Annotated in this window: 22 protein-coding genes; 19 read left to right on the top strand and 3 right to left on the bottom strand. The window is 42.0% G+C overall.

What is annotated here, in order from left to right; genetic code table 11:
- Window positions 1-16 precede the first annotated feature (16 nt).
- The 14 genes from cymR to ACFX4X_RS19260 all read left to right on the top strand — a co-directional run bounded on the left by cymR (window position 17) and on the right by ACFX4X_RS19260 (window position 13,593).
- Window positions 17-436, top strand: coding sequence for a cysteine metabolism transcriptional regulator CymR (gene cymR, locus ACFX4X_RS19195; RefSeq protein WP_089361582.1), 420 nt, complete (start codon window positions 17-19; stop codon window positions 434-436).
- Window positions 437-496: 60 nt separating this feature from the next.
- Window positions 497-1,642, top strand: coding sequence for a cysteine desulfurase family protein (locus ACFX4X_RS19200; RefSeq protein ID WP_377385409.1), 1,146 nt, complete (start codon window positions 497-499; stop codon window positions 1,640-1,642).
- Window positions 1,643-1,671: 29 nt separating this feature from the next.
- Window positions 1,672-2,787, top strand: a complete 1,116-nt coding sequence (gene mnmA, locus ACFX4X_RS19205) for a tRNA 2-thiouridine(34) synthase MnmA (protein WP_377385412.1) — start codon at window positions 1,672-1,674, stop codon at window positions 2,785-2,787.
- 124 nt (window positions 2,788-2,911) lie between these two features.
- Window positions 2,912-3,577, top strand: a complete 666-nt coding sequence (locus ACFX4X_RS19210; protein WP_061466152.1) for a tetratricopeptide repeat protein — start codon at window positions 2,912-2,914, stop codon at window positions 3,575-3,577.
- 36 nt (window positions 3,578-3,613) lie between these two features.
- Window positions 3,614-6,022 (top strand): SF1B family DNA helicase RecD2, encoded by a 2,409-nt coding sequence (gene recD2 / locus ACFX4X_RS19215; protein WP_377385415.1) that lies wholly within the window; start codon window positions 3,614-3,616, stop codon window positions 6,020-6,022.
- A gap of 112 nt (window positions 6,023-6,134) precedes the next feature.
- Complete coding sequence (locus ACFX4X_RS19220; RefSeq protein ID WP_377385418.1) at window positions 6,135-6,704, top strand: LemA family protein; 570 nt, start codon at window positions 6,135-6,137, stop codon at window positions 6,702-6,704.
- On the top strand, window positions 6,704-7,474 hold the full coding sequence (locus ACFX4X_RS19225; RefSeq protein WP_377385421.1) for a TPM domain-containing protein: 771 nt from the start codon (window positions 6,704-6,706) through the stop codon (window positions 7,472-7,474). The genes ACFX4X_RS19220 and ACFX4X_RS19225 overlap by 1 nt, the downstream gene beginning before the upstream one ends.
- The gene (locus ACFX4X_RS19230) at window positions 7,401-8,075 is read left to right on the top strand and encodes a PRC-barrel domain-containing protein (protein ID WP_377385424.1); all 675 of its coding nucleotides are present in this window, start codon (window positions 7,401-7,403) and stop codon (window positions 8,073-8,075) included. Before ACFX4X_RS19225 ends, ACFX4X_RS19230 begins: the two co-directional genes overlap by 74 nt.
- Window positions 8,076-8,091: 16 nt before the next feature.
- Entirely contained in the window at window positions 8,092-8,280 is a 189-nt protein-coding gene (locus ACFX4X_RS19235; protein WP_089361771.1) for a hypothetical protein, read from the top strand.
- A gap of 227 nt (window positions 8,281-8,507) precedes the next feature.
- Window positions 8,508-9,584 (top strand): AI-2E family transporter, encoded by a 1,077-nt coding sequence (locus ACFX4X_RS19240; protein ID WP_317777388.1) that lies wholly within the window; start codon window positions 8,508-8,510, stop codon window positions 9,582-9,584.
- 308 nt (window positions 9,585-9,892) lie between these two features.
- Window positions 9,893-12,529 (top strand): alanine--tRNA ligase, encoded by a 2,637-nt coding sequence (gene alaS, locus ACFX4X_RS19245; protein ID WP_377385428.1) that lies wholly within the window; start codon window positions 9,893-9,895, stop codon window positions 12,527-12,529.
- A 66-nt stretch (window positions 12,530-12,595) separates the two neighbouring features.
- Entirely contained in the window at window positions 12,596-12,865 is a 270-nt protein-coding gene (locus ACFX4X_RS19250; protein WP_034311358.1) for an IreB family regulatory phosphoprotein, read from the top strand.
- Window positions 12,865-13,290, top strand: coding sequence for a Holliday junction resolvase RuvX (gene ruvX, locus ACFX4X_RS19255; RefSeq protein ID WP_061464156.1), 426 nt, complete (start codon window positions 12,865-12,867; stop codon window positions 13,288-13,290). Before ACFX4X_RS19250 ends, ruvX begins: the two co-directional genes overlap by 1 nt.
- A gap of 12 nt (window positions 13,291-13,302) precedes the next feature.
- A complete protein-coding gene (locus ACFX4X_RS19260) occupies window positions 13,303-13,593 on the top strand; it encodes a DUF1292 domain-containing protein (protein WP_034308630.1) in 291 nt (96 codons plus the stop codon).
- 56 nt (window positions 13,594-13,649) lie between these two features.
- Here ACFX4X_RS19260 and ACFX4X_RS19265 read toward each other — a convergent pair whose 3' ends face one another.
- Window positions 13,650-13,805 carry a hypothetical protein gene (locus tag ACFX4X_RS19265; RefSeq protein WP_284470178.1) on the bottom strand — a complete coding sequence of 52 codons (156 nt, stop codon included), beginning with the start codon at window positions 13,803-13,805 and terminating at the stop codon, window positions 13,650-13,652.
- Window positions 13,806-14,142: 337 nt separating this feature from the next.
- On the opposite strand from ACFX4X_RS19265, the gene mltG reads away from it, so the two are divergent.
- From mltG to udk, 5 genes are all read left to right on the top strand, one after another.
- Window positions 14,143-15,279 carry an endolytic transglycosylase MltG gene (mltG, locus tag ACFX4X_RS19270; RefSeq protein ID WP_377385432.1) on the top strand — a complete coding sequence of 379 codons (1,137 nt, stop codon included), beginning with the start codon at window positions 14,143-14,145 and terminating at the stop codon, window positions 15,277-15,279.
- Window positions 15,280-15,563: 284 nt separating this feature from the next.
- A complete protein-coding gene (locus tag ACFX4X_RS19275; RefSeq protein ID WP_377385435.1) occupies window positions 15,564-16,229 on the top strand; it encodes an O-methyltransferase in 666 nt (221 codons plus the stop codon).
- On the top strand, window positions 16,216-17,145 hold the full coding sequence (locus ACFX4X_RS19280; protein ID WP_377385438.1) for a peptidase U32 family protein: 930 nt from the start codon (window positions 16,216-16,218) through the stop codon (window positions 17,143-17,145). Before ACFX4X_RS19275 ends, ACFX4X_RS19280 begins: the two co-directional genes overlap by 14 nt.
- A 32-nt stretch (window positions 17,146-17,177) precedes the next feature.
- Entirely contained in the window at window positions 17,178-18,449 is a 1,272-nt protein-coding gene (locus ACFX4X_RS19285; RefSeq protein ID WP_061464151.1) for a peptidase U32 family protein, read from the top strand.
- Between the two features lies 1 nt (window position 18,450).
- Window positions 18,451-19,086: a uridine kinase gene (udk, locus tag ACFX4X_RS19290; RefSeq protein ID WP_061464150.1), complete on the top strand. Its 636-nt coding sequence runs from the start codon at window positions 18,451-18,453 to the stop codon at window positions 19,084-19,086.
- Window positions 19,087-20,300: 1,214 nt separating this feature from the next.
- On the opposite strand, the gene ACFX4X_RS19295 is transcribed toward udk, so the two are convergent.
- Together ACFX4X_RS19295 and ACFX4X_RS19300 are read right to left on the bottom strand one after the other, a co-directional pair.
- Window positions 20,301-20,810, bottom strand: coding sequence for a hypothetical protein (locus ACFX4X_RS19295; protein ID WP_377385442.1), 510 nt, complete (start codon window positions 20,808-20,810; stop codon window positions 20,301-20,303).
- Window positions 20,811-20,816: 6 nt separating this feature from the next.
- The gene (locus tag ACFX4X_RS19300; protein WP_125162200.1) at window positions 20,817-21,230 is read right to left on the bottom strand and encodes a hypothetical protein; all 414 of its coding nucleotides are present in this window, start codon (window positions 21,228-21,230) and stop codon (window positions 20,817-20,819) included.
- Between the last annotated feature and the right edge of the window lie 1,210 nt (window positions 21,231-22,440).

Consider the following 22,440-nt stretch of genomic DNA (forward strand, 5'->3'; position numbering starts at 1 on the left):
TTTGAGGTGTATATGTATGAAGATATCTACTAAAGGCCGTTATGGTTTAACGATTATGATCGAGCTTGCTAAACACTATGGAGAAGGCCCGAAAAGTTTGAAATCGATTGCCCAGACGCATAATCTGTCGGAGCATTATTTGGAGCAGTTGATTGCGCCGCTACGTAATGCAGGGTTGGTGAAGAGTGTCCGTGGTGCGTATGGCGGGTATGTCTTGTCTAAAGATCCTCAGGAGATTACTTCGGGTGATGTCATTCGCGTATTGGAAGGGCCGATTACGCCTGTTGAAGGAATTGAGGATGAAGAGCCGGTGAAGCGCCAGCTTTGGATCCGGATCCGCGATGCTGTGAAGGATGTATTGGATAATACGACGCTTATGGATTTGGCGAACTATAAGGATACGGGTGAAATCAACTCTTATATGTACTATATTTAAGTGATCAGCAATGCGCCTATTATGTGGGCGCTTGCGTTTTTTAATGGAGGCGACAATAAAGTGGACAGAATATATTTAGATCATGCTGCGACTTCACCGATGCATCCGAATGTGATCGATAGAATGATGACAGTCATGAGCCATGACTTTGGTAATCCGTCGAGCATTCATGCTTTCGGGCGGGAGGCTCGCCATGTTTTAGATGAGGCGCGTTCGAGTATTGCAAAAAGCATCGGTGCCGGGCGGAATGAAATCATTTTCACGAGCGGTGGAACCGAGGCGGATAATACGGCGATCATTGGTGTTGCGAATGCTTATGAAGAAAAAGGAAAGCACATCATAACGACGGAGATCGAGCATCATGCGGTTTTGCATACATGCCAATTCCTTGAGAAGTCTGGCTTTGAAATCACATATTTACCTGTGAATGAAGCGGGGCTTATTTCCATTGCCGATTTAAAGGCGGCATTGCGGGACGATACGATTTTGGTTTCGGTCATGTTCGGCAATAATGAGGTCGGAACGATCCAGCCGATTGCTGAAATTGGACAATTACTTAAAGGTCATCAAGCCATTTTCCACACGGACGCCGTTCAGGCATATGGTTTGATCTCTATCGATGTTCGTGAATTGGGTGTGGATTTGCTGAGTGTAACAGCGCATAAAATCAACGGTCCCAAAGGAATCGGCTTTCTTTATATACGTGAAGGCTTGAAGCTGAATCCGCATTTATATGGCGGGGAACAAGAACGAAAACGCCGAGCGGGTACGGAGAGTGTGCCGGCCATTGCCGGTTTTTCAGAAGCTGTTTTAATTGCACAAAGCATGATGGAAAAGAAAACGGAGCAATACAAGCAATTTAAAGACGTATTGCTTGCCGTCCTTGATGGGGCGGATGTACAATATGAAATTAACGGATCAATGGAACAGTCGCTGCCACATGTGCTGAATGTTAGTTTCCCGGGTACGAATGTGGAATCGATGCTCGTTAATATGGACTTGGCAGGTGTTGCGGTATCGAGCGGATCCGCTTGTACAGCAGGGTCAATCGATCCGTCGCATGTGCTTGTGGCGATGTTCGGGAAAGATTCGGAGCGGACGAAGAATTCGATTCGTTTCAGCTTCGGTTTGAACAACACGGAAGAGGAAGTCAGGCATGCTGCTGAAACCACCGTGAAAATCGTAAAAAGATTAGTTGGAAGATAATTCCTTCTTTAAATAAATGAGGTGACAGAATGAATAAAGCACCACAAGATACCCGCGTCGTCGTGGGTATGTCAGGAGGCGTGGATTCTTCTGTTTCAGCCCTGCTATTGAAGAATCAAGGCTATGATGTGGTCGGGATATTCATGAAGAACTGGGATGATACAGATGAAAATGGAGTCTGTACGGCAACGGAAGATTACAATGATGTAATTGCCGTTTGTAATCAAATCGGCATCCCTTATTATGCGGTCAATTTCGAAAAGCAATATTGGGATAAAGTATTCACTTATTTCTTGGATGAGTATAAAGCGGGCCGCACCCCGAATCCGGATGTAATGTGCAATAAGGAAATCAAGTTCAAGGCATTTTTAGAACATGCGGTAAGCCTTGGTGCTGATTATGTGGCTACAGGCCATTACGCACAGGTTGAATACCGGAATGGCGAATACAAGATGCTTCGCGGTATTGATAATAATAAGGATCAAACCTACTTCTTGAACCAGCTTACTCAAGAACAATTGGAAAAAGTCATGTTTCCGCTTGGGCACATTGATAAGAAGGAAGTCCGTGAGATTGCGAAAGAAGCGGGTCTTGCTACGGCAGCGAAAAAAGATTCAACAGGCATCTGTTTTATCGGTGAACGCAATTTCAAAGAGTTTTTAAGCAATTACCTGCCAGCACAGCCCGGTGATATGGTCACGATGGATGGAAAGGTCATGGGCAAGCATGACGGATTGATGTATTACACGATCGGTCAGCGTCACGGTCTAGGGATTGGCGGCAGCGGCGAACCTTGGTTTGTTGCGGGAAAAGACTTGAAGCGCAATGTTTTATATGTGTGTCAAGGCTTTGATAATGATGTGCTGTATTCCAATTCCCTTCGAGCAGTGAATGTCAGCTGGGTAGCGGAACATATACCTGCGGGTGAATTTACATGTACGGCAAAGTTCAGGTACCGTCAAGAGGATAGCGGTGTTAAGGTGAAGGTTCTGGAAAATGGTGATGTCGAAGTCATCTTTGACGAGCCAGTCCGCGCGATCACACCTGGACAGGCAGTCGTATTCTATGATGGTGAAGTGTGCCTGGGTGGCGGTACGATTGATGAAGTATTTAAAAAAGGTGAAAAACTGACTTACGTAGGGTAAAATAAGCATGTCCCCAGCTGTGTTTGCGGTTGGGGACTTCTTTTGGATTAAGGGTGTGTTTTCTGAATTCAACTGATGGCTTATGCTATACTTTTTAATATGAAAAATGGAGTGTGAAATGATCATGGATAAGAATCAACAAGGAATTGAGTTTATGCAGCAAGGAAAATACGAAGAAGCGGCGAAAGTTTTTAATGAGGCGATCGAGGAAAATCCGAATGAGCCTGTTGCCTACATAAATTTTGGGAATGTACTGACTGCCGTGGGTGAAACGGATAAAGCGGTCAAGTTTTACAAAAAGGCGATTGAGCTGGATGAAAATGCAGCTGCGGCTTACTATTCATTAGGAAACTTATACTATGAAACCGATACTAAATTAATCGAAGCGAAGGATATGTTTGAAAAGGCTATTCGTTTGGGACTGGAGAACAGCGATGCTTACTTTATGCTTGGATTGACATTGATGGCGTTAGATCAACCTAAATTGGCGATGCCTTATTTACAGAGAACGGTGGAGCTGAGCCCTGAGGACGTTGATGCGAGATTCCAATATGCGCTATGTCTTGCCAATGCGGAATTATATGATGAATTGATCAATCAACTGAATTTAGTCGTGGAACAGGATCCAGGCCATGCCGATGCTTATTATAATTTAGGTGTTGCGTTTGCCGGGTATCGTGAGGATGCGCAGGCGGCGATGGCTTATTTTGATAAAGCTTTGGAAGCACAGCCTGACCATATGCTTGCTGCACACGGTAAGAAACTGATGGAAGAAATGAATGCTGAGTAAATAGACTGCATATGCATGGAAAGGTGGGGAGAAGCGTTGAGCCAGCAAGATTCATTGGATTTGTTTTCAGAAGAGAAAATGTTCATGAAAGGAAGTCATTTAGTGACGATCTTTCATAATGAAGAAAATATGTACTCGGTTGTAAGAATTCGTGTGCATGAAACGAATCTGAATTATGAAGAGAAGGAAGCTGTCGTGACAGGTTACTTTCCAAGGATGCATGAGGATGAGATCTATATTTTTTATGGGGCGATAAAGGAACATCCGCGTTTTGGCCTTCAATTTCATGTAGAGTATTTTCGCAAGGATTTGCCCCAATCAAAGGAAGGCATCGTCAGTTATTTATCCGGTGACCTGTTCAAAGGCATTGGGAAAAAAACAGCCGAGAGCATTGTTGATACACTAGGGGAAAAGGCAATTTCCAAAATTCTGGCTCAGCCTTCGTTACTTGATGATATCCCGAAGCTATCCGGGGAAAAGGCAAAGGGCCTCTATGATACATTAGTCGAGCATCAAGGTCTGGAGCAGGTAATGATCGCCCTGAATCAATATGGCTTCGGTCCGCAGCTGTCGATGAAGATTTATCAATTGTATAAACAGGATACGATCACGATGGTTCAGGGAAATCCATATAAGCTCGTAGAGGATATTGAAGGGATTGGTTTTGGACGGGCGGATGAGCTTGGGCATCAGCTTGGCATTTCCGGCAGCCATCCCGACCGAATCAAGGCTGCGTGCTTGTATACACTTGAATCACAATGCCTTCAGGATGGAAATATCTACATAGAAGCCGAGCAGCTATTGGAAGCGGTCAAGCGATTGCTTGAGGAAAATAAACGGGATCGCATAGAGTTCACGAACATTTCCTCGGAAATAATCGAATTGACGGAAGAGGGAAAAATCGTTGTCGAGGATCAACGAATTTATCCGCCTTCACTTTACTATTCTGAAAAGGGAATTGTTACGAACATCAAGCGACTACTCGCACAAACCGAGTATGAAGACCAGTTCCCGGAATCGGAATTTTTACTGGCCCTTGGAAAGCTGGAAGAGCGTCTAAATGTTTCTTATGCCTCAGCTCAAAAAGAGGCGATACAAACAGCCCTGCAGTCGCCCATGTTGATCTTGACGGGGGGACCCGGTACTGGGAAGACGACGGTAATCAAAGGGATTGTTGAGCTATATGCAGAGCTGCATGGTGTATCCATGGACATTAATGATTATAAAAAAGAGGGAAGCGATCCATTTCCATTCGTTCTTGCGGCTCCTACTGGCCGTGCAGCGAAACGAATGGCCGAATCGACTGGACTTCCCGCTGTTACGATCCACCGTTTGCTGGGGTGGAACGGGAGTGAAGGCTTTTCCCATGATGAGGATAATCAGTTGGATGGCCGGATCGTGATCATCGATGAGGTTTCCATGGTGGATACATGGCTGGCCAATCAATTGTTTAAGGCTTTGCCGGAAAATGTCCAAGTGATATTGGTAGGTGATGAAGATCAGCTGCCATCGGTTGGCCCTGGGCAGGTTTTAAAGGATTTGCTTGCATCGAATTGTGTGCCTACTGTCAGTCTGGAACATATTTATCGTCAAGCTGATGGCTCATCGATCATTGAATTAGCCCATGGTATCAAAAAAGGAAAGCTTCCGGATGATGTGACGAAGCAGCAAGAAGATCGATCGTTCATTCGCTGCCAGACCGGGCAAATCGCTCAAGTAATCGAGAAAGTGGTTGCGAATGCGAGGACGAAGGGGTTCACGGCCAGGGATATACAGGTGCTGGCTCCCATGTATAGAGGGCCTGCCGGGATTGATGCACTGAATAAAATGCTTCAGGAAGTGTTCAATAGCAATGCGGATGAAAAGCGGCGGGAAATTAAATTCGGAGACGTGATATACAGAACGGGAGATAAGGTGCTTCAACTGGTGAACCAGCCAGAGGAGGGTGTCTTTAACGGCGATATGGGTGAAATCGTGTCCATATTGTTCGCTAAGGAAAATACCGATCATGTCGATAAAGTAATCATATCGTTCGAGGGAATCGAAGTGACATACACGAAACAGGACTTGAACCAGATTACACATGCGTATTGCTGCTCCATCCATAAGTCGCAGGGAAGCGAGTTCCCCATTGTCATTTTACCTGTAGTGAGAAGTTATTATCGGATGCTCCGCCGTAATTTATTGTATACGGCGATTACCCGCAGTAAAAATTTCTTGATCCTTTGCGGTGAAGAAGATGCATTCCGTCTAGGGATCGAGCGTAATGATGAGATGCGCCGGAAAACGACTTTGCGTGAAAAGCTGCAGGAGATTTTGAGTGAAGAAAATATGCCGGTGGAAAAGGGAGAGGTGCAAGAGCGTGAGGCAAGTTATCTTGAAATCTTCACGAATGCTGACCCGATGATCGGGATGGAGGATGTCACGCCTTATGATTTTATGTAGCTGATGATCAATGTTTGGTTCTTCATTTTGATAAATTTTGTTTGAAATTCATAGTTTTGGTGGAACTAATATAGAATATAACTTATATGAATGTGAAAGAGCAGGGGGGATTATGATGAAAAAAGGTTGGATAATAGGAATAGTCGTTGTCGTTTTACTTGTCATTTATGGGGCATCTTCTTACAACGGTCTTGTAAGCGCAAATGAAGACGTAGACAATAAGTGGTCACAGGTGGATAACCAATTAAAACGCAGAGCGGATTTGATTCCGAATCTTGTCGAAACGGTGAAGGGTTATGCTTCGCATGAAACGGAAGCCATTAAAGCGGTGAGTGATGCACGCGCGAAGTTGGCAGGTGCCAATTCGACTAAAGATGCTATTGATGCGAACCAAGAATTGAGCGGGGCTTTAAGCCGTCTTTTGGTGGTTGTCGAGAACTACCCGGATCTAAAGGCCAATGAAAACTTCAAGGGTCTCATGGATAGTTTGGAGGGGACGGAAAATCGCTTGTCGGTAGCACGGAAAGACTATAATGATGAAGTTACCAACTATAATAAGACGATTAAACGTTTTCCAAAGAATATGATGGCAGGCGCGTTCGGGTTCGATGCCAAACCATATTTTGAAGTGACCGATCAAGAAAAAGAAACGCCAAAGGTTGATTTCGGGAGCGATAAATAATGAAAAGACTCGCTGTGTTTGCGCTATTTTTCATTCTCACGTTCAGTTTAGCAAACGTAGTCGCAGCACAACCTAAAATTCCTGAACCAGTTGGGGATATATATGTCCAGGACTTTGCCGGAGTCCTGGATGATCAGGAAAAATCCGAACTCATCGAGCTTGGGAAACGGTTGGATGATGCCACAAAAGCACAAATTTCCGTTTTGACGGTTGATTCGTTAGAAGGATCTGAGATTGAGGAGTACTCGGTCCAGGCATTTAGGTCATTCAAGCTTGGTGATAAAGAACTTAACAATGGAGTCCTCATCGTCCTGGCCAAGAAAGAACGGAAAATCCGTATTGAAGTGGGGTACGGTTTGGAAGGTGCCATTACCGACATAAGATCGGGACAGATTTTGGACAATGTGGCTATCCCCGAGCTGAAGGCGGGTAAATCCGACCTTGCCCTTACTGAAACCTATAAGGCCGTATATAACGATGTCACGAAAGAATATAACTTAGGTGACGAGTTTCATCAAGATCTATCCGTTCAGCCCGAGTCTGAAACTTTTCAGCCATCAGGTTTACAGATTTTTCTCATTATCATCGTTGTCATCATCGTATTCATCATCGATGCCAAGTTCTTTAAAGGGTTTTTCCTTCAAATATTACTCAATATCCTCTTGATGTTCATCAGTCGCGGAGGTGGCGGTGGCCGTGGAGGCGGCAGCGGTCCACGGGACGGCGGCGGCGGAAGTTCCGGCGGCGGCGGTTCCAGCAGAGGATGGTAAGGTGGATCTGACCGGGAAACCGGTCTTTTTTTATGCCCGCTCACTGGATATCGGTAAGGTCGAGCAACAATGGAAAACCTTTCAGCACATCTATTTTCATGATGAAAGAAATAATAAAAATGTTCGGAAAGGCGGGATGACCTTGCGGACGTTTTCTTTATTGAAAGGGATGCCGGTTTTTACAACCAAAGGAGAAAGAATCGGCACGGTCCACGATTTATCGATATCTGAATCGGGTCAGGTAACAGGCTTGGTCATTCATCAACAGGCATTGTTCAAAAGAGCTTTTCATTTAAAACTGGACGAAATATCTTCTTTCGGTCCGGATGGGATCTTCATCGTCCATCAGGATTCAGCCCTAGGGAAAGTGCCTGCGGATTCCATGTGCTTAACGAAGGACGAATTATTGGGACGCATGCTTTTTTCAGAAATGGGTGAGGAGCTTGGTTTACTGCAGGATGTATATTTCAGGGAAAAAATGGGCACGATTATAGCGTATGAAACAACGGATGGGTTTTTCTCGGAGTCGACAGTGATAGAATCAAAACAGCCGCCTGCATTTGGGAAGGATACCATCATTGTTTCAGTTTATGAACAGTGAGGTGTCCATTTTGGAAATGAAATGTCCGAATTGCCGCAGTAAAGATGTTGGGAAGATTGGCGTTAATCAATATTATTGTTGGAATTGCTTTATTGAAATGACCTTATCCGAAGGGATCATTAATACGCACCAGGTCGAGGAAGATGGAAGTTTAAGCTCTTTGGACGACTTGTTTGATGAAAATGACCGCCGCTTCAGTATGTAATTAACGGAAGAGGTGTTTGCAATGGCTAGACGTTCACGCAATAATCTAATGAATATGGGTTCGGACTTGATGAACTCGAAGATGATCAAACGGAATATGAAGAAAATACGCAAAAGATTAAAATCATTATTATAATCGGAATGGGTGTCCTGATAATGAGGGCACTCTTTTTTATGTATGAAAACCTTCCGCCTTTCGAAGAATAAATAAGCGGGAGGTGTTTAATTGTGAGTATTCGTCTTAAGTGGTTTTATCGCCTGGGTTTTTTATTGCTCTTATTTTTCGTTATCTATATTTTTATGAAACTTAAGCCCATGTGGGGACCTGTCGTTACTGTTTGTGTGACGGTACTGCTGCCTTTTTTGGTTGGTGCGTTCATCAGTTATTTGCTGCACCCAGTAGTGGAATATTTAAATGAGAAAGGGATGCGTCGCTGGCTTTCGATTACGATCATCTATTTGCTGTTTTTCGGAGGGGCTGGTTTTGCTGTTTATAAAGGCATTCCTGTAATGGTCAGTCAGGTTCGAGAGCTGTCGGAAAGCGTACCGGAACTGGTTGAACAGTATAGGAGCCGGATAGATAAGCTTAATCATCAAACGGCGGCCTGGCCGTTCGGAATTCATGAAAGATTCGAAGAAGGTGTCATCCTTTTTGAGGCCTGGCTGAAGCGTATGCCCGAAAAGGCAATGGAGTATGCAATGAAGATGATTGATTTCATCTTACTGATTGCGTTGATTCCATTCATTGCTTTTTATATCCTGAAAGATTTCACGGCATTAAAAAAAATGGCATGGTATATGACACCGAAAAAATGGCGAAAGCAGGGACGGGCATTCGTTCGTGATGTGGATGCGTCACTTGGAGGCTATATTCGCGGTCAAATCATCGTCTGTGCCGTGATCGGTTTAATTTCCTCGCTGCTTTTCTGGATAGTCGGAATGCAATATCCGCTGCTTTTGGGGGCGATAATCGGAATAACGAATGTCATTCCCTATTTCGGTCCCATAATCGGGGCCATTCCTGCAGTGATTATCGCCGCGACAATGTCAGTGAAAATGGTATTGATCATTGCGGTCATCGTGCTTGCACTCCAATTCCTTGAGGGGAATATCCTGTCGCCGCTAATAGTCGGTAAAAGCCTCCATATGCATCCGCTGTTCATCATGCTTGCATTATTGGCCGGTGGTGAAATAGGCGGGATCGCGGGCATGGTCCTTTCGATTCCCATTTTGGCAGTGTTGAAAGTTTTTGTTCTGCACGCCCGCGTTCACTTTAGAAAGAAGCCGTCCCTTGTTGACAAATAAAAGTCTTGTGAATATAATCCATTACATAAGATAATTCGTTGAAGGATGAAGTATGCTGAAGTCCATCTAAAAGAGAGGGGTCCCCTAGGCTGAAAGGGACTGCAAGGTGAAGAGCAGCAGAAAGCTAGTCCTGAGAGCAGCTAATACCTGCCGTCATGCCGCGTTAAGGCTTTTATGAAGGTGATGGACATGGGATTTCCCTGCGTCCATAATCAGGGTGGTACCGCGAGTCAACTCTCGTCCCTGTTTTTGGGATGGGAGTTTTTTGTGTGCTCAAAATTACATAATTTTAAAAGGAGGATATATATATGAAGTATTTAACTGGTGCTCAAATCCGCCAAATGTATTTAGATTTTTTTAGTGAAAAAGGCCATAACATCGAACCAAGTGCGTCATTGGTTCCTCATGAAGATCCATCACTGCTTTGGATAAATTCAGGTGTCGCTACTTTAAAGAAATATTTTGATGGACGGGTGATTCCTGAAAATCCAAGGATTACAAATGCACAGAAGGCAATCCGTACAAACGATATTGAAAACGTAGGGAAAACTGCACGTCATCATACGTTTTTCGAAATGCTCGGTAACTTTTCCATTGGTGAATACTTCAAAGAAGAAGCCATCACATGGGCATGGGAGTTTTTGACGGATGAAAAATGGATTGGGTTCGACAAAGAGAAATTGGCTGTGACAATCCATCCAGAAGATGATGAAGCATTCGAACTCTGGAATAAAAAAATCGGTGTTCCTGCTGAAAGAATCATTCGTCTGGAAGAAAACTTCTGGGATATCGGTGAGGGTCCAAGTGGCCCGAATACAGAGATTTTCTATGACCGCGGACCAGCATACGGCGATGATCCGAATGACCCGGAACTATATCCAGGCGGGGAAAATGAACGTCATCTAGAAGTCTGGAATCTTGTGTTTTCTCAATTCAACCATAATCCTGACGGCTCTTATACACCTCTTCCAAAGAAAAATATCGATACGGGCATGGGACTTGAACGTATGGCTTCCGTCGTTCAAGATGTGGCGACGAACTATGATACGGATTTATTCATGCCAATCATCCGGGCAGTCGAAGAAATCTCCGATGTGAAATATGGTGTCGATGCAGAAAAAGATGTTGCATTCAAAGTCATTGCCGACCATATTCGTACGGTAGCCTTTGCGGTAGGTGACGGGGCTCTTCCATCCAACGAAGGGCGCGGTTATGTATTACGCCGTTTGCTTCGAAGAGCGGTTCGTTATGCTAAGCAAATCAACATCAATCGTCCATTCATGTTCGAGCTTGTGACGGTCGTTGGCGAAATCATGAAAGACTTCTACCCTGAAGTCCTCAAGAATAAAGAGTTCATTGCAAAAGTTATCAAGAATGAAGAGGAACGCTTCCATGAAACTCTAAATGATGGACTGTCCATCCTTTCTGAAGTCATAAAAAAGGAAAAGGAAAAAGGCGGTACGACCATTCCGGGCAGTGATGCATTCCGTTTATATGACACATATGGTTTCCCGATCGAGTTAACGGAGGAATATGCAGAAGAAGAAGGCATGACGGTCGATCAAGCTGGATTTGAAAAAGAAATGGATGCACAGCGCGAACGTGCCCGTTCAGCGCGTCAAGATGTTGATTCCATGCAAATCCAAGGCGGGGTATTAGGAGATATTAAAGTTGAAAGTGAGTTTGTCGGCTATGATCAAGTTGCGATCGAAGCCAAAGTTTCTGCCATCATTAAAAATGGCGAGCTTGTAACGGACGCACAAGAAGGTGAGGAAGTTCAGGTAATACTGAACAGGACTCCTTTCTACGCGGAAAGCGGGGGTCAAATAGCTGATAAAGGAACGATGGCTAATGAATCCGTTAAGTTGGATGTCCATGATGTTCAAAAAGCTCCAAATGGCCAAAATCTGCACCGTGTAACTGTGGCTGCCGGCACTTTAATGTCAGGTTCCGATATCGTTGCTTCGGTAAATCATGAAAATCGCATCCATATCACGAAAAATCATACAGCGACGCATCTTCTGCATCAGGCGTTGAAAGATGTCCTAGGTACACATGTCAATCAGGCAGGTTCACTCGTACAAGCTGAGCGCCTTCGCTTCGATTTCTCTCATTTTGGCCAGATAACGGCGGAAGAGATTGAGCGGATCGAAACGATTGTAAATGAAAAGATTTGGCAAAGCCTTCAAGTGAACACTGATTATAAAAACATTGAAGAAGCCAAAGCGATGGGCGCAATGGCCCTGTTCGGCGAAAAATACGGCAAGATTGTCCGTGTCGTGCAAATAGGCGATTATAGTCTTGAACTTTGCGGTGGCGTTCACGTCCCGAATACCGCGGTAATAGGCTTGTTCAAAATCGTTTCAGAAAGCGGCATCGGTGCGGGAACTCGCCGGATAGAAGCAGTAACGGGTGCAGGAGCATACAAATTGATGACTGATCAAATTGGTGTCTTGAAAGACGCGGCTGCTAAATTGAAAACGAACTTGAAAGATGTACCGTCAAGAATTGAAACGGTCTTGGCTGAAGTGAAGGATCTTCATCGTGAGAATGAAAGCCTGACTGCAAAATTAAGTAATATTGAAGCAGGAAGCCTTGTTTCTAACGTAAAAGACATAAATGGGGTTCAAGTATTGGTGGCAAAGGTTCAAGCTACCGACATGAATAATCTTCGTGCCATGGCGGATGATTTGAAACAAAAGCTCGATTCTGTCATTATCGTATTAGGATCGGCTCAAGGTGATAAAGTCAATTTGATTGCCGGAGTTACGAAGGATTATATCGATCGCGGTTTCCATGCAGGTAAATTGATCAAAGAAGTTGCTTCCCGTTGCGGCGGAGGCGGTGGCGGACGTCCAGATATGGCCCAAGCCGGCGGAAAAGACCCAGAAAAATTGGATGCAGCACTTAATTTTGTTGAAGAATGGGTCTTATCGATTTCATAATCAATGGAAAGTGTTGTACAATGTAGATATTAGTGGATTCTGGACGCTGAGGAGAGGTGCATGTTAATGAGTTCCTTTGATAAAACGATGAAATTTAATTTTCCCGAAGAACCATTCGAAAGAGATGTACAAGAAGTATTGTCTCAAGTGTATGTTGCACTTCAGGAAAAAGGTTATAACCCGATCAACCAGATTGTCGGTTATCTATTATCTGGTGACCCGGCCTATATCCCGCGCCATATGGATGCTCGAAACATTATTCGTAAGCTTGAACGCGATGAAATCATCGAAGAATTGGTTAAGTCGTATCTTAAGAACCATCGAGAGGAATACTAATGCGCACAATGGGACTTGATTTAGGTTCAAAAACCATCGGCGTTGCCGTGAGTGACGCGATGGGGTGGACTGCACAAGGATTGGAAACGATCAAAATTAACGAAGCTGGTAATGACTTCGGCTTTAAACGTCTCAATGAAATAATAAAAGAGCATGAAATTTCTAAAATTGTCCTAGGTTTACCTAAAAATATGAATGGAACCGTTGGACCGCGAGGCGAGATCAGTCAAGATTTCGCCAAACGATTAGAAAAAAAATTCAAGCTGCCTGTGTTTCTCTGGGATGAACGGTTGACAACTATGGCGGCTGAACGTGTCCTTCTTGAGGCGGACGTGAGCCGAAGCAAACGCAAGAAAGTCATTGATAAAATGGCAGCTGTCATGATTCTGCAAGGTTTCTTGGACAGACAAACAAATTCAATATGAGGTGGAATACAAATGGAACACGGCGAAAACAATATTACAGTAGTAGATGAAAACGGAAACGAGCAGCTTTGCGAAATCCTTTTCACATTCGACTCAGATAAATTCAACAAATCTTATGTACTTTATTATCCGATGTCTGCAGAAGATGAAGAGGAAGAAATTGAAATCCACGCTTCATCATTCGTACCAAGCGAAGATAATAAAGATGGTGAACTTACACCGATCGAAACCGAAGAAGAATGGGATCTGGTCGAAGAAATGTTAAATACATTCCTTGACCAAGAAGAAGCTGAAGAAGAATAAGATTAGAAAAAACCGACCTCGATCAGGTCGGTTTTTTTCATTTATGTACCAGCAATTTATCTTTTCTCTACTAATAAAAGAATAAAAGTAGCGAGCGGACCCAAAAATAATGATAGCAAGAACCAATTCAACGCCGTTCTATTTTTACCTTGAGCAAGTCCGGCGTTTATGAGTGCCAATGTCCCCCACCCTACAAAATAAGAATTATCCAACTCCTTCACACCTTTCTTCAGCTTATAATTAATAATAGCATTCCTTCATGCGTATTCCAGTCATTTCCTGAAAATTCCTTACACATGCAGGGGGGAAAATTGGGGGCGTTTTTTAAGCTAAAGAGAGAAGATGTCACTATTTTCCTGGTGAATTACATCTGTATATTGACAAAACTAGTGCATTTTTGCCATAAATAGAGTAGAAATGAATGTAGTTTTGCAAAAACCATGTAATTATTTGTTGATTTTAGTATAATGTTCGAAGCAAAGTTTAATTAAAGAAAGCATCACCTAGAAACCATTCTGTAGTTGGTGTGAGTTTGCAGGGGGAATGAAAATGGATGAAAAAGATAAAAATCTATCTAAAAAGGAACATATCCGAATGAAATTGTTAGAACGGCAAGGAGAAGCCAAGCTGGTACGTAAAATCATCATGATTACGATAGCTTCGCTTATTTTATTAATTGGGATAGTTGGTCTTGTGGGCTTTTTATATATCAACTCAGCCATGAAACCAGTCGATCCTGATGATGACACCATCAAAAAAGTGAAAATCCCAATCGGATCTTCCGTGAACGAAATTTCAACACTGCTTGAAGAGCAAGGAATAATCAAGGACGCACGCGTATTCAAATATTATATTAAATTTCGGAATGAATCCGGTTTTCAGGCAGGTGAGTATAAATTGTCACCTTCCATGCCAATTGAAGATATTGTCACAAGCATCAAAACCGGGAAACTCATGAAAGAGGCTGCATTGAAGATAACGATTCCTGAAGGAAAGCAGCTTATCCAGATTGCCGATATCATTGCAGTGAAGACGGATGAAGATCCGAAAAAGGTCTTTAAGGAATTGAATGATAAGAAATTCGTTAAGTCCATGGAAAAGAAATTTCCGGAGCTCTTGACGTCGGAAATTGAAAATAAAAAGGTTTTATATCCACTTGAAGGGTACCTTTTCCCAGCTACATATGACTTTTATGAGAAAAAGCCGACATTGGAATCCATAGTCACCGAGATGCTGAAGAAAACGGAAGAGACATTGCAGGCATACGAGCCCCAGATGGACAAAAGCGATTATTCCGTACACCAGATGCTGACTTTCGCTTCGCTTGTCGAAGAAGAAGCCACGGCAAAAGTTGATCGCGGAAAGATAGCTTCCGTCTTTTATAATCGGATGAAGGAAGGTATGCCGCTTCAAACGGATCCGACCGTTCTGTATGCAAAAGGTTCACATAAGAGTAAGGTGTACTACAAAGACCTTGAGGTGAAGTCCCCGTATAATACGTATAAGAACAAGGGGCTGCCGCCAGGACCGATTGCCAATGCCGGAAAGACCTCGATTGATGCGGTTTTGAAACCTCAGAAAACGGATTTCCTATACTTTTTGGCAACACCTGAAGGGGAAGTCCTTTACTCCAAAACTTTGGATGACCATAATAACAAAAAAGCAGAGCATATTTCCAATAAATAAATAAAAAAATGGCAAAGCGACTGAGGGGGGAGAGATATTACTTTCCCCTTGTTTTTATGATAGAATAGTACAAGTGAATTTTAGATCCGATTTTTATCGGTGACGTAACTCGGCGAATGCCGGGTTTTATTTTGAAAGATAAGGAAATGTAGATCGTCAAGCATACTTGTTTCAGCTCCTTGTGAAAAATTGTAGGCATTTGAAGATGAAATCTTTTTTGACCGATCAATTTCTTCATGTACTGACCAAGCGCTTTCGTTTTTCTTATAATTGGAGGAAACGTTTTGAACGGAAAAATAGAACAATATCTTCATTCCTTAATTCCGGAGCGTACGGGTTTGATTAAGGAGTTGGAAGACTTTGCAATTGAAAATAGTGTGCCGATCATGGAGCCGGAAGGTATTGAGGTGCTGCTTCAGATTTTAAGGCTTCATCAGCCTAAGGCGATTCTGGAGGTAGGTTCGGCCATTGGCTATTCGGCCATAAGGATGGCTGATACCCTTCCGGAGGCTCAAATCGTTACACTTGAACGAAATGAAGCCCGTATTGAGCAGGCAAGAACTAACTTCGAGAAGGCTGGACTGTCCAAAAGGATTACCCTCATTGAAGGTGATGCCCTTGAAGCGGGACCGAAAGTCATGGAACATGGTCCGTTTGATATCATCTTCGTTGATGCAGCTAAAGGGCAGTACAAGCGATTCTTTGAACTATTTGAACCAATGCTTGCAGATGCTGGCATTATCATTACGGATAATGTTTTATTTAAAGGATTGGTTGCCGAAAATATTGAAGAAATGGAAATGACGAGACGAAAGCGAGCTCTCATCAAAAAAATCAGAGACTTTAACATCTGGTTACATGACCATCCTCATTTCGATACCGTAATTTTGCCGATTGGTGATGGTGTGGCCATAAGTAAACATAGAGGTGACAAAAATGAAAAAACCTGAATTACTCGTGACTCCAACAAGTGTCAGTCATATAGCAGAACTCATCGATGCAGGAGCAGACGCCTTCGTCATTGGCGAACAACGTTATGCCCTTAGGCTGACAGGGGAGTTCAAACGTGAGGATGTCAAGAAGGCGATTGAGCTTGCACATGCCGCAGGCAAGAAAGTGTACGTGTCAATGAACGCCATTTTCCATAATGAAAAAGTGGACGAGCTTGAAGAGTATGTCACATTCCTTAAGCAGACTGGTGCTGACCGGATCATATTCGGTGATCCAGCAGTCTTAATGGCTGTCCGTGCCGCGGCACCTGATATGCCCCTGCACTGGAATACAGAGATGACGGTAACGAACTGGTACACATGTAATTATTGGGGAAAACGCGGAGCTGTCCGTGCCGTGGCTGCCCGTGAAATAAGCCTGGACGAGATAGTGGAAATGAAGGAAAATGCCGAAGTGGAGATTGAAGTGCAAGTGCACGGCATGACGTGTATGTTCCAATCCAAGCGTACGCTTCTGGGGAATTACTTTGAATACCAAGGCAAGGCATTGGAAGTGGAAAATCGGAAGGAACATAGAAATATGTTCTTGCATGATAAGGAACGTGAAAATAAATACCCGATTTATGAAGATGAAAATGGTACACATATCATGAGTCCCAATGATATGTGCATGATTGATGAACTTCAGGAATTGATTGAAGCGGAAATTGATTCCTTGAAAATCGAAGGGTTATTACAAACACCGGAATATATCATCGAGATGACAAAGTTATATCGGGAAGCGATTGACTTATGTGCAGAAGACCCTGACCGTTATGATGATATGAAATCGGAACTATTTGAAAAGGTCAAAGCGGTTCAGCCGGATAGTCGTGAGTTGGATACAGGATTCTTCTTTAAAGAATCGGTTTATTAAAGAAAAGGGTAAGAGAAAGAGGAGGAATAGCCTTGAATGCTATTGCTGATAAAATTTCCAAGATCGTTGATGGAAAGAGAGTCATTGTAAAAAAACCGGAATTGCTGGCTCCGGCTGGCAACCTGGAAAAATTAAAAATCGCCGTCCATTACGGCGCGGATGCCGTATTTATTGGCGGGCAGGAATATGGTCTTCGTTCCAATGCAGGCAACTTCACGTTTGAGGAAATGAAGGAAGGCGTCGAATTCGCTAAAAAGTATGGTGCTAAAGTATATGTAACAACAAATATCTTCGCACATAATGAAAATATCGATGGTCTTGATGAATACCTGGAAGGTCTTCAGGAGGCTGGTGTTCATGGAATCATCGTCGCCGATCCATTAATCATCGAAACTTGTAAACGGGTCGCTCCTAACGTCGAAATCCATTTAAGCACACAGCAATCGCTGTCGAACTGGAAGGCTGTTCAGTACTGGAAAGAGGAAGGCCTGGAGCGGGTTGTTTTGGCACGTGAGACGAGTGCTGATGAAATCCGTGAAATGAAGGAGAAGGTCGATATCGAAATCGAGGCTTTCGTTCACGGGGCCATGTGCATTGCCTATTCTGGACGCTGCACCCTTTCGAACCATATGACGGCGCGTGATTCGAACCGTGGCGGCTGCTGTCAGTCATGCCGTTGGGATTACGATTTATATGAGTTGGATCAAGATGGGGAAAAGGCTCTATTCGATAAAGAAGATGCTCCATTCGCAATGAGTCCAAAAGACCTGAAGCTTATTGAATCCTTGCCAGGCATGATTGAAATTGGCATTGATAGCTTGAAAGTCGAAGGAAGAATGAAGTCCATTCATTATATTGCTACAGTTGTCAGTGTCTATCGTAAAGTGATTGATGCGTATTGTGCCGATCCGGACAATTTCAAGATTAAAAAAGAATGGCTTGAGGAGCTTGATAAGTGTGCAAACCGTGAGACGGCATCATCGTTCATGGAAGGGGAAATTCCTGGGTATAAACAGCAAATGTTCGGGAATCATACCGTAAAGACTCGCTTCGACTTCGCTGGATTGGTGCTTGAATATAACGAGGAAACTCAAATCGCCACCATGCAGCAACGTAACTTCTTCAAGCCTGGAGATGAAGTGGAGTTTTTTGGACCGGAAATCGAAAACTTCACTCAAAAAATCGGTACGATCTGGGATGAGTCAGGTAAGGAGCTGGAGGCAGCTCGCCATCCGCTTCAAATTGTCCGCATTCAAGTAGATAATCGAGTATATGTGAACAATATGATGCGGAAGGAGAATTGACATGACAAGGAAAAAACCAGTGGTCATCGGAGTTACCGGAGGGTCAGGATCAGGTAAAACAAGTGTTACCCGTTCCATTTTTGAATTCTTTCAAGGACATTCGATCTTGATGATCGAACAAGATTATTACTATAAAGATCAAAGTCATTTGCCTTTTGAAGAACGGTTGAAAACGAATTATGATCACCCTCTGGCATTTGATAATGATTTGTTAATCGATCACATTAACGCATTGCTGCGCTATGAAACGATAGAAAAACCAGTTTATGATTATTCGATCCATACACGTTCAGAAGAAGTCATCACAGTTGAGCCCCAGGATGTCATCATCCTTGAAGGGATTCTTGTGTTAGAGGATGAGCGCCTCCGGGATCTGATGGATATGAAGCTTTATGTTGATACTGACGCAGACTTGCGGATACTCCGCCGGATGACCCGTGATATTAAAGAACGCGGCCGTTCCATAGATTCCGTCATCGATCAATACATCAGTGTCGTTCGCCCGATGCATAATCAGTTCATAGAACCGACGAAGCGTTATGCCGATATCATCATTCCAGAAGGCGGTCAAAACCATGTGGCGATTGACCTTATGGTGACAAAAATAAGGGACATACTTGAAACATCATTGCTGTAACAACGTTTTAACAAAAATATTACCTGAAAATTGAATAGCAGCCCACCCTTTGCCCACCAAGTAAAGGATGTGGGCTGCAAAATCATTAACTTGCATAATTGATTTTATTTGTTTATTTATCTTTACTTATATGAGCTTATACGTCTAATGTAGCCTTTATAGATGCGTTTCCGAGCCTTAATTGTATTCCAGGAACTGTTTCTTCGTTTTCTAATAATAAGGCCGTATGAGTGTGTCTGAGGCCGTGTGGAGTGATTTTGGGAACTTCCTGCTTTTTTAAATAGTATTTAGTTGATACCCGAAATTTCGAGCTGGGTCAGGTTTGTCCGGTTTTATCGGAAAAGATAAAATTAAATACTTATAAACATTTCCATTTTTCATCTTGATTGATTTTGAATATGATGCCACGATTTCAATTGTTTAATTACTAGTGGCGGAATAGGCATCTTACGTTTTAGAGCTGATATATACTCATTTCTTAAGTCGTTTTTTTGAAATAATGTCTTATTAACATTAAGAATCGCACTTTCAAATTCAATATCATCCCACTTTAACCAACAGCCTCACCAATCCTTAATCCAGAAAAGATCAATACAAGAAATAAAGTTAATTCTTTTTGTTGATTTTCAACTTAAGCTCCTCTTTGCCCAATACCCTTTATTTCCTTCTCCAGTTTCAATGTATTTCTCTCTTGGTAATTTTGCCTCCACTATTTAATTTTTCAACTAAACATTTCCTACTCTTTGCTTGATCACTTTTATGCTTATATTGTGGATTAATCGACGAGGGGTCCCTTCGAATATCTTCATTACATTAATTAAATTTACTTACTTCAGGATTTTGTTTATAAAGGCTTTCTTATAAGGATATAGAAAAAACCTGAATAATAAGGGGACTTTTTTTACGTGTCCATTATTCGAGGATAGTACAAGACCGGAGGGGAGCTTTTCTTAATTCGTGTTCAAGGATTGAAAGGTAAATTTCTTTTTGAAAGGAGAATAAATGAATAGTAATTGGGAAATTATTCATTAAAAAAGGTATCTGCTCAGTTTATAAGTTTATTATAGATTGAAAGGCTACTCCCGCTGCAATAAATGAACCAATATGAAAAAAAGCAGTGCCCCCTAGTGTAAACAACCTCCCTATTCAATTTGCGAAATGTCGTTATATTATTGCCTCCAACATAGACTTTAATATGATTATACAGGCAAGATTTACTGTTGATGAAAATTGGGATAAACGTAGTTTTGTAAGAAAATCACTTCTCTTTTTAGGGATTCGGTAATTGAAATTAAAGACTCCATATTCTGCTGCAATGAATTGATTTGTTTTTCCATTTTTCTTACTTTTCTACTTTGTTCCTTTGCTTCTTTTTCTGCTTGTTTCTCTAATAAAGTGGATTGTTCAATTTCAAGTGCAACACCTCCTGATGCAACCAAATCTCCAATGGTAACGATTATAGCTCCGACCAATGCTAATATAAATCCAGCATTAGACTCAGATTCTGCTTCTGATTTTGATTTTGATGTATTTTTTGAGTTGTCAGTTTCTCCTTCTTCAACTTCTTCTTCAATTTGTGCAACTTCTTGGGCCTCTAATGCAATTCCCAAAATAGTGAGAATGTTTCCTATGTTTACAATCATCGAACCAAAAAAACTAATCTTATCCCCAGCATGAACAGGTAAGGAATACAATATATTATTTTCCTCAGGTCTTTGGTCCAAAGCTTCTCACCCTCTTGGTTGTGAATTTATTTTTTCAATTAAACACATTGTAATGTCAGTTAATGAGTCCTGAATCACTAAAAATTTGGAAATTTCCTCTTTAATATCATTTTCTTTTAATTCTGTGGGTACAACATTTTCTACCCTGGATATTAAACTATTTAGACAATCTAATATATCATTGAATGTTTTGATTAATAATTCATGTTCCGTTACTAAGATATATGGAGGGGAAATGGTCTCAAGAGATTGTAAACTACTTTGACTTACACTTATCGCATTTTTTATATCTAAACAATATTGATTATAATCAGAAATGATTCCATTCGAATAAATAGGATAAATCATATTAGATACATATACTAAATTCCCTCCAACGAGATGGAGAGTTTGACCGTATTGCTTGAAACTTTTTCTCATTAGAATCCCCCTTGATTAACCGAAAGACTTTGGGCTTATTACTTAAATAATGTATGTGAAAGTAAATAAAATGGTTCAATATAAAAGTAATGTTGGTAAATAATTAGACCTGTTAGAAAATCGATTTTCTCTCTTTTTTGTCAGCACAACATACAACTGATGGACAAGTTCGCATTTTGATGTGGACTTCATGGGCCATGAATATTTTGTTTTAAGAAAGAAGTAGTTGTTTAATGGCTGGACACTTTAACAGGGGGCTTGCGGAACATTTCATCTTTCAAAGGTTGAATAATGATGGCATTGGCTGTCAGCATCTTATCCTGTTTCTCTTCTTTGGTACTTTGCGGATCATGCCGAGGTCTTCAAGTTTTTTCATTAAACGTTTGCCTGTTTTATATGACCCCCCCAGGTTAAAAGCAATCGTATTTTTACACATGTAGCTCACACCGATTTGCTTGCAGCTGTGGCGTTTTAAAACCTCCGGCGAAGCCAATTAGTCTATCCTGTACGTCCGCACGCTTAAGACGCACGTATAGTGTCTCTATAAGTAAGCACGTACTGCTTTATTCATTACTTCTCTTTCTGTAAAAGGTGATAGGTTTTTATTTGATTCTTCATTGGATATTACATCGATTCGTTTCTTCATTATTATAATGTCTCTTGTTTGGAAACAAAAAAGCAACGTTCACCATAATAAATCATGGCAAACTATCACTTATGCACGCTGTGCTCTTTTGTATTTGGGGGAATGGTCTGCCCACCGATTATCAATTCATATCTATAATCATCTGAAAAGAAGTGGTAATTGGTGTTCATGAAACTTTGATGTATTGCATCTTGATTTAGATGGAATACTACCCCTTATCCCATATAACGTTTGACCTTATGGTGACAAAAATTCAAACAATCCTTGAACAAAAGTCTTTTTTGTAATAACATAGCATAAATAATGATATGTGCCATTTTCCTCCGTTTTTTAAAAAAATCCCATTTATTTATTGGGAAAGACTGGACAAATGTTGGGAAACGCAATACTCTATTCTTGATATAGAACGAACCGGCTGCTCACTGCAGTCGGTTTATATACTAAGGAACGGATGTTTCTTAGTATCAATGCGCGTACTTTTTTATTCGCGCAATTATATATTTTGACTCGAGTATTAGGGTTAAGCACTTATAGTACATAAACTTGTCACAGCGAATGCTTGCT

The organism is Peribacillus sp. YIM B13481, from assembly GCF_042787985.1.
GTDB lineage: Bacteria > Bacillota > Bacilli > Bacillales > DSM-1321 > Peribacillus > Peribacillus simplex_A.

Coding starts and splice junctions, on each gene's coding strand:
- alaS (WP_377385428.1), top strand. CDS start 9,893: ATGAAGTATTTAACTGGTGCTCAAATCCGCCAAATGTATTTAGATTTT.
- ACFX4X_RS19225 (WP_377385421.1), top strand. CDS start 6,704: ATGAAAAGACTCGCTGTGTTTGCGCTATTTTTCATTCTCACGTTCAGT.
- mltG (WP_377385432.1), top strand. CDS start 14,143: ATGGATGAAAAAGATAAAAATCTATCTAAAAAGGAACATATCCGAATG.
- ACFX4X_RS19250 (WP_034311358.1), top strand. CDS start 12,596: ATGAGTTCCTTTGATAAAACGATGAAATTTAATTTTCCCGAAGAACCA.
- mnmA (WP_377385412.1), top strand. CDS start 1,672: ATGAATAAAGCACCACAAGATACCCGCGTCGTCGTGGGTATGTCAGGA.
- cymR (WP_089361582.1), top strand. CDS start 17: ATGAAGATATCTACTAAAGGCCGTTATGGTTTAACGATTATGATCGAG.
- udk (WP_061464150.1), top strand. CDS start 18,451: ATGACAAGGAAAAAACCAGTGGTCATCGGAGTTACCGGAGGGTCAGGA.
- ACFX4X_RS19210 (WP_061466152.1), top strand. CDS start 2,912: ATGGATAAGAATCAACAAGGAATTGAGTTTATGCAGCAAGGAAAATAC.
- ruvX (WP_061464156.1), top strand. CDS start 12,865: ATGCGCACAATGGGACTTGATTTAGGTTCAAAAACCATCGGCGTTGCC.
- ACFX4X_RS19260 (WP_034308630.1), top strand. CDS start 13,303: ATGGAACACGGCGAAAACAATATTACAGTAGTAGATGAAAACGGAAAC.
- ACFX4X_RS19235 (WP_089361771.1), top strand. CDS start 8,092: ATGAAATGTCCGAATTGCCGCAGTAAAGATGTTGGGAAGATTGGCGTT.
- ACFX4X_RS19300 (WP_125162200.1), bottom strand. CDS start 21,230: ATGAGAAAAAGTTTCAAGCAATACGGTCAAACTCTCCATCTCGTTGGA.
- ACFX4X_RS19280 (WP_377385438.1), top strand. CDS start 16,216: ATGAAAAAACCTGAATTACTCGTGACTCCAACAAGTGTCAGTCATATA.
- ACFX4X_RS19220 (WP_377385418.1), top strand. CDS start 6,135: ATGATGAAAAAAGGTTGGATAATAGGAATAGTCGTTGTCGTTTTACTT.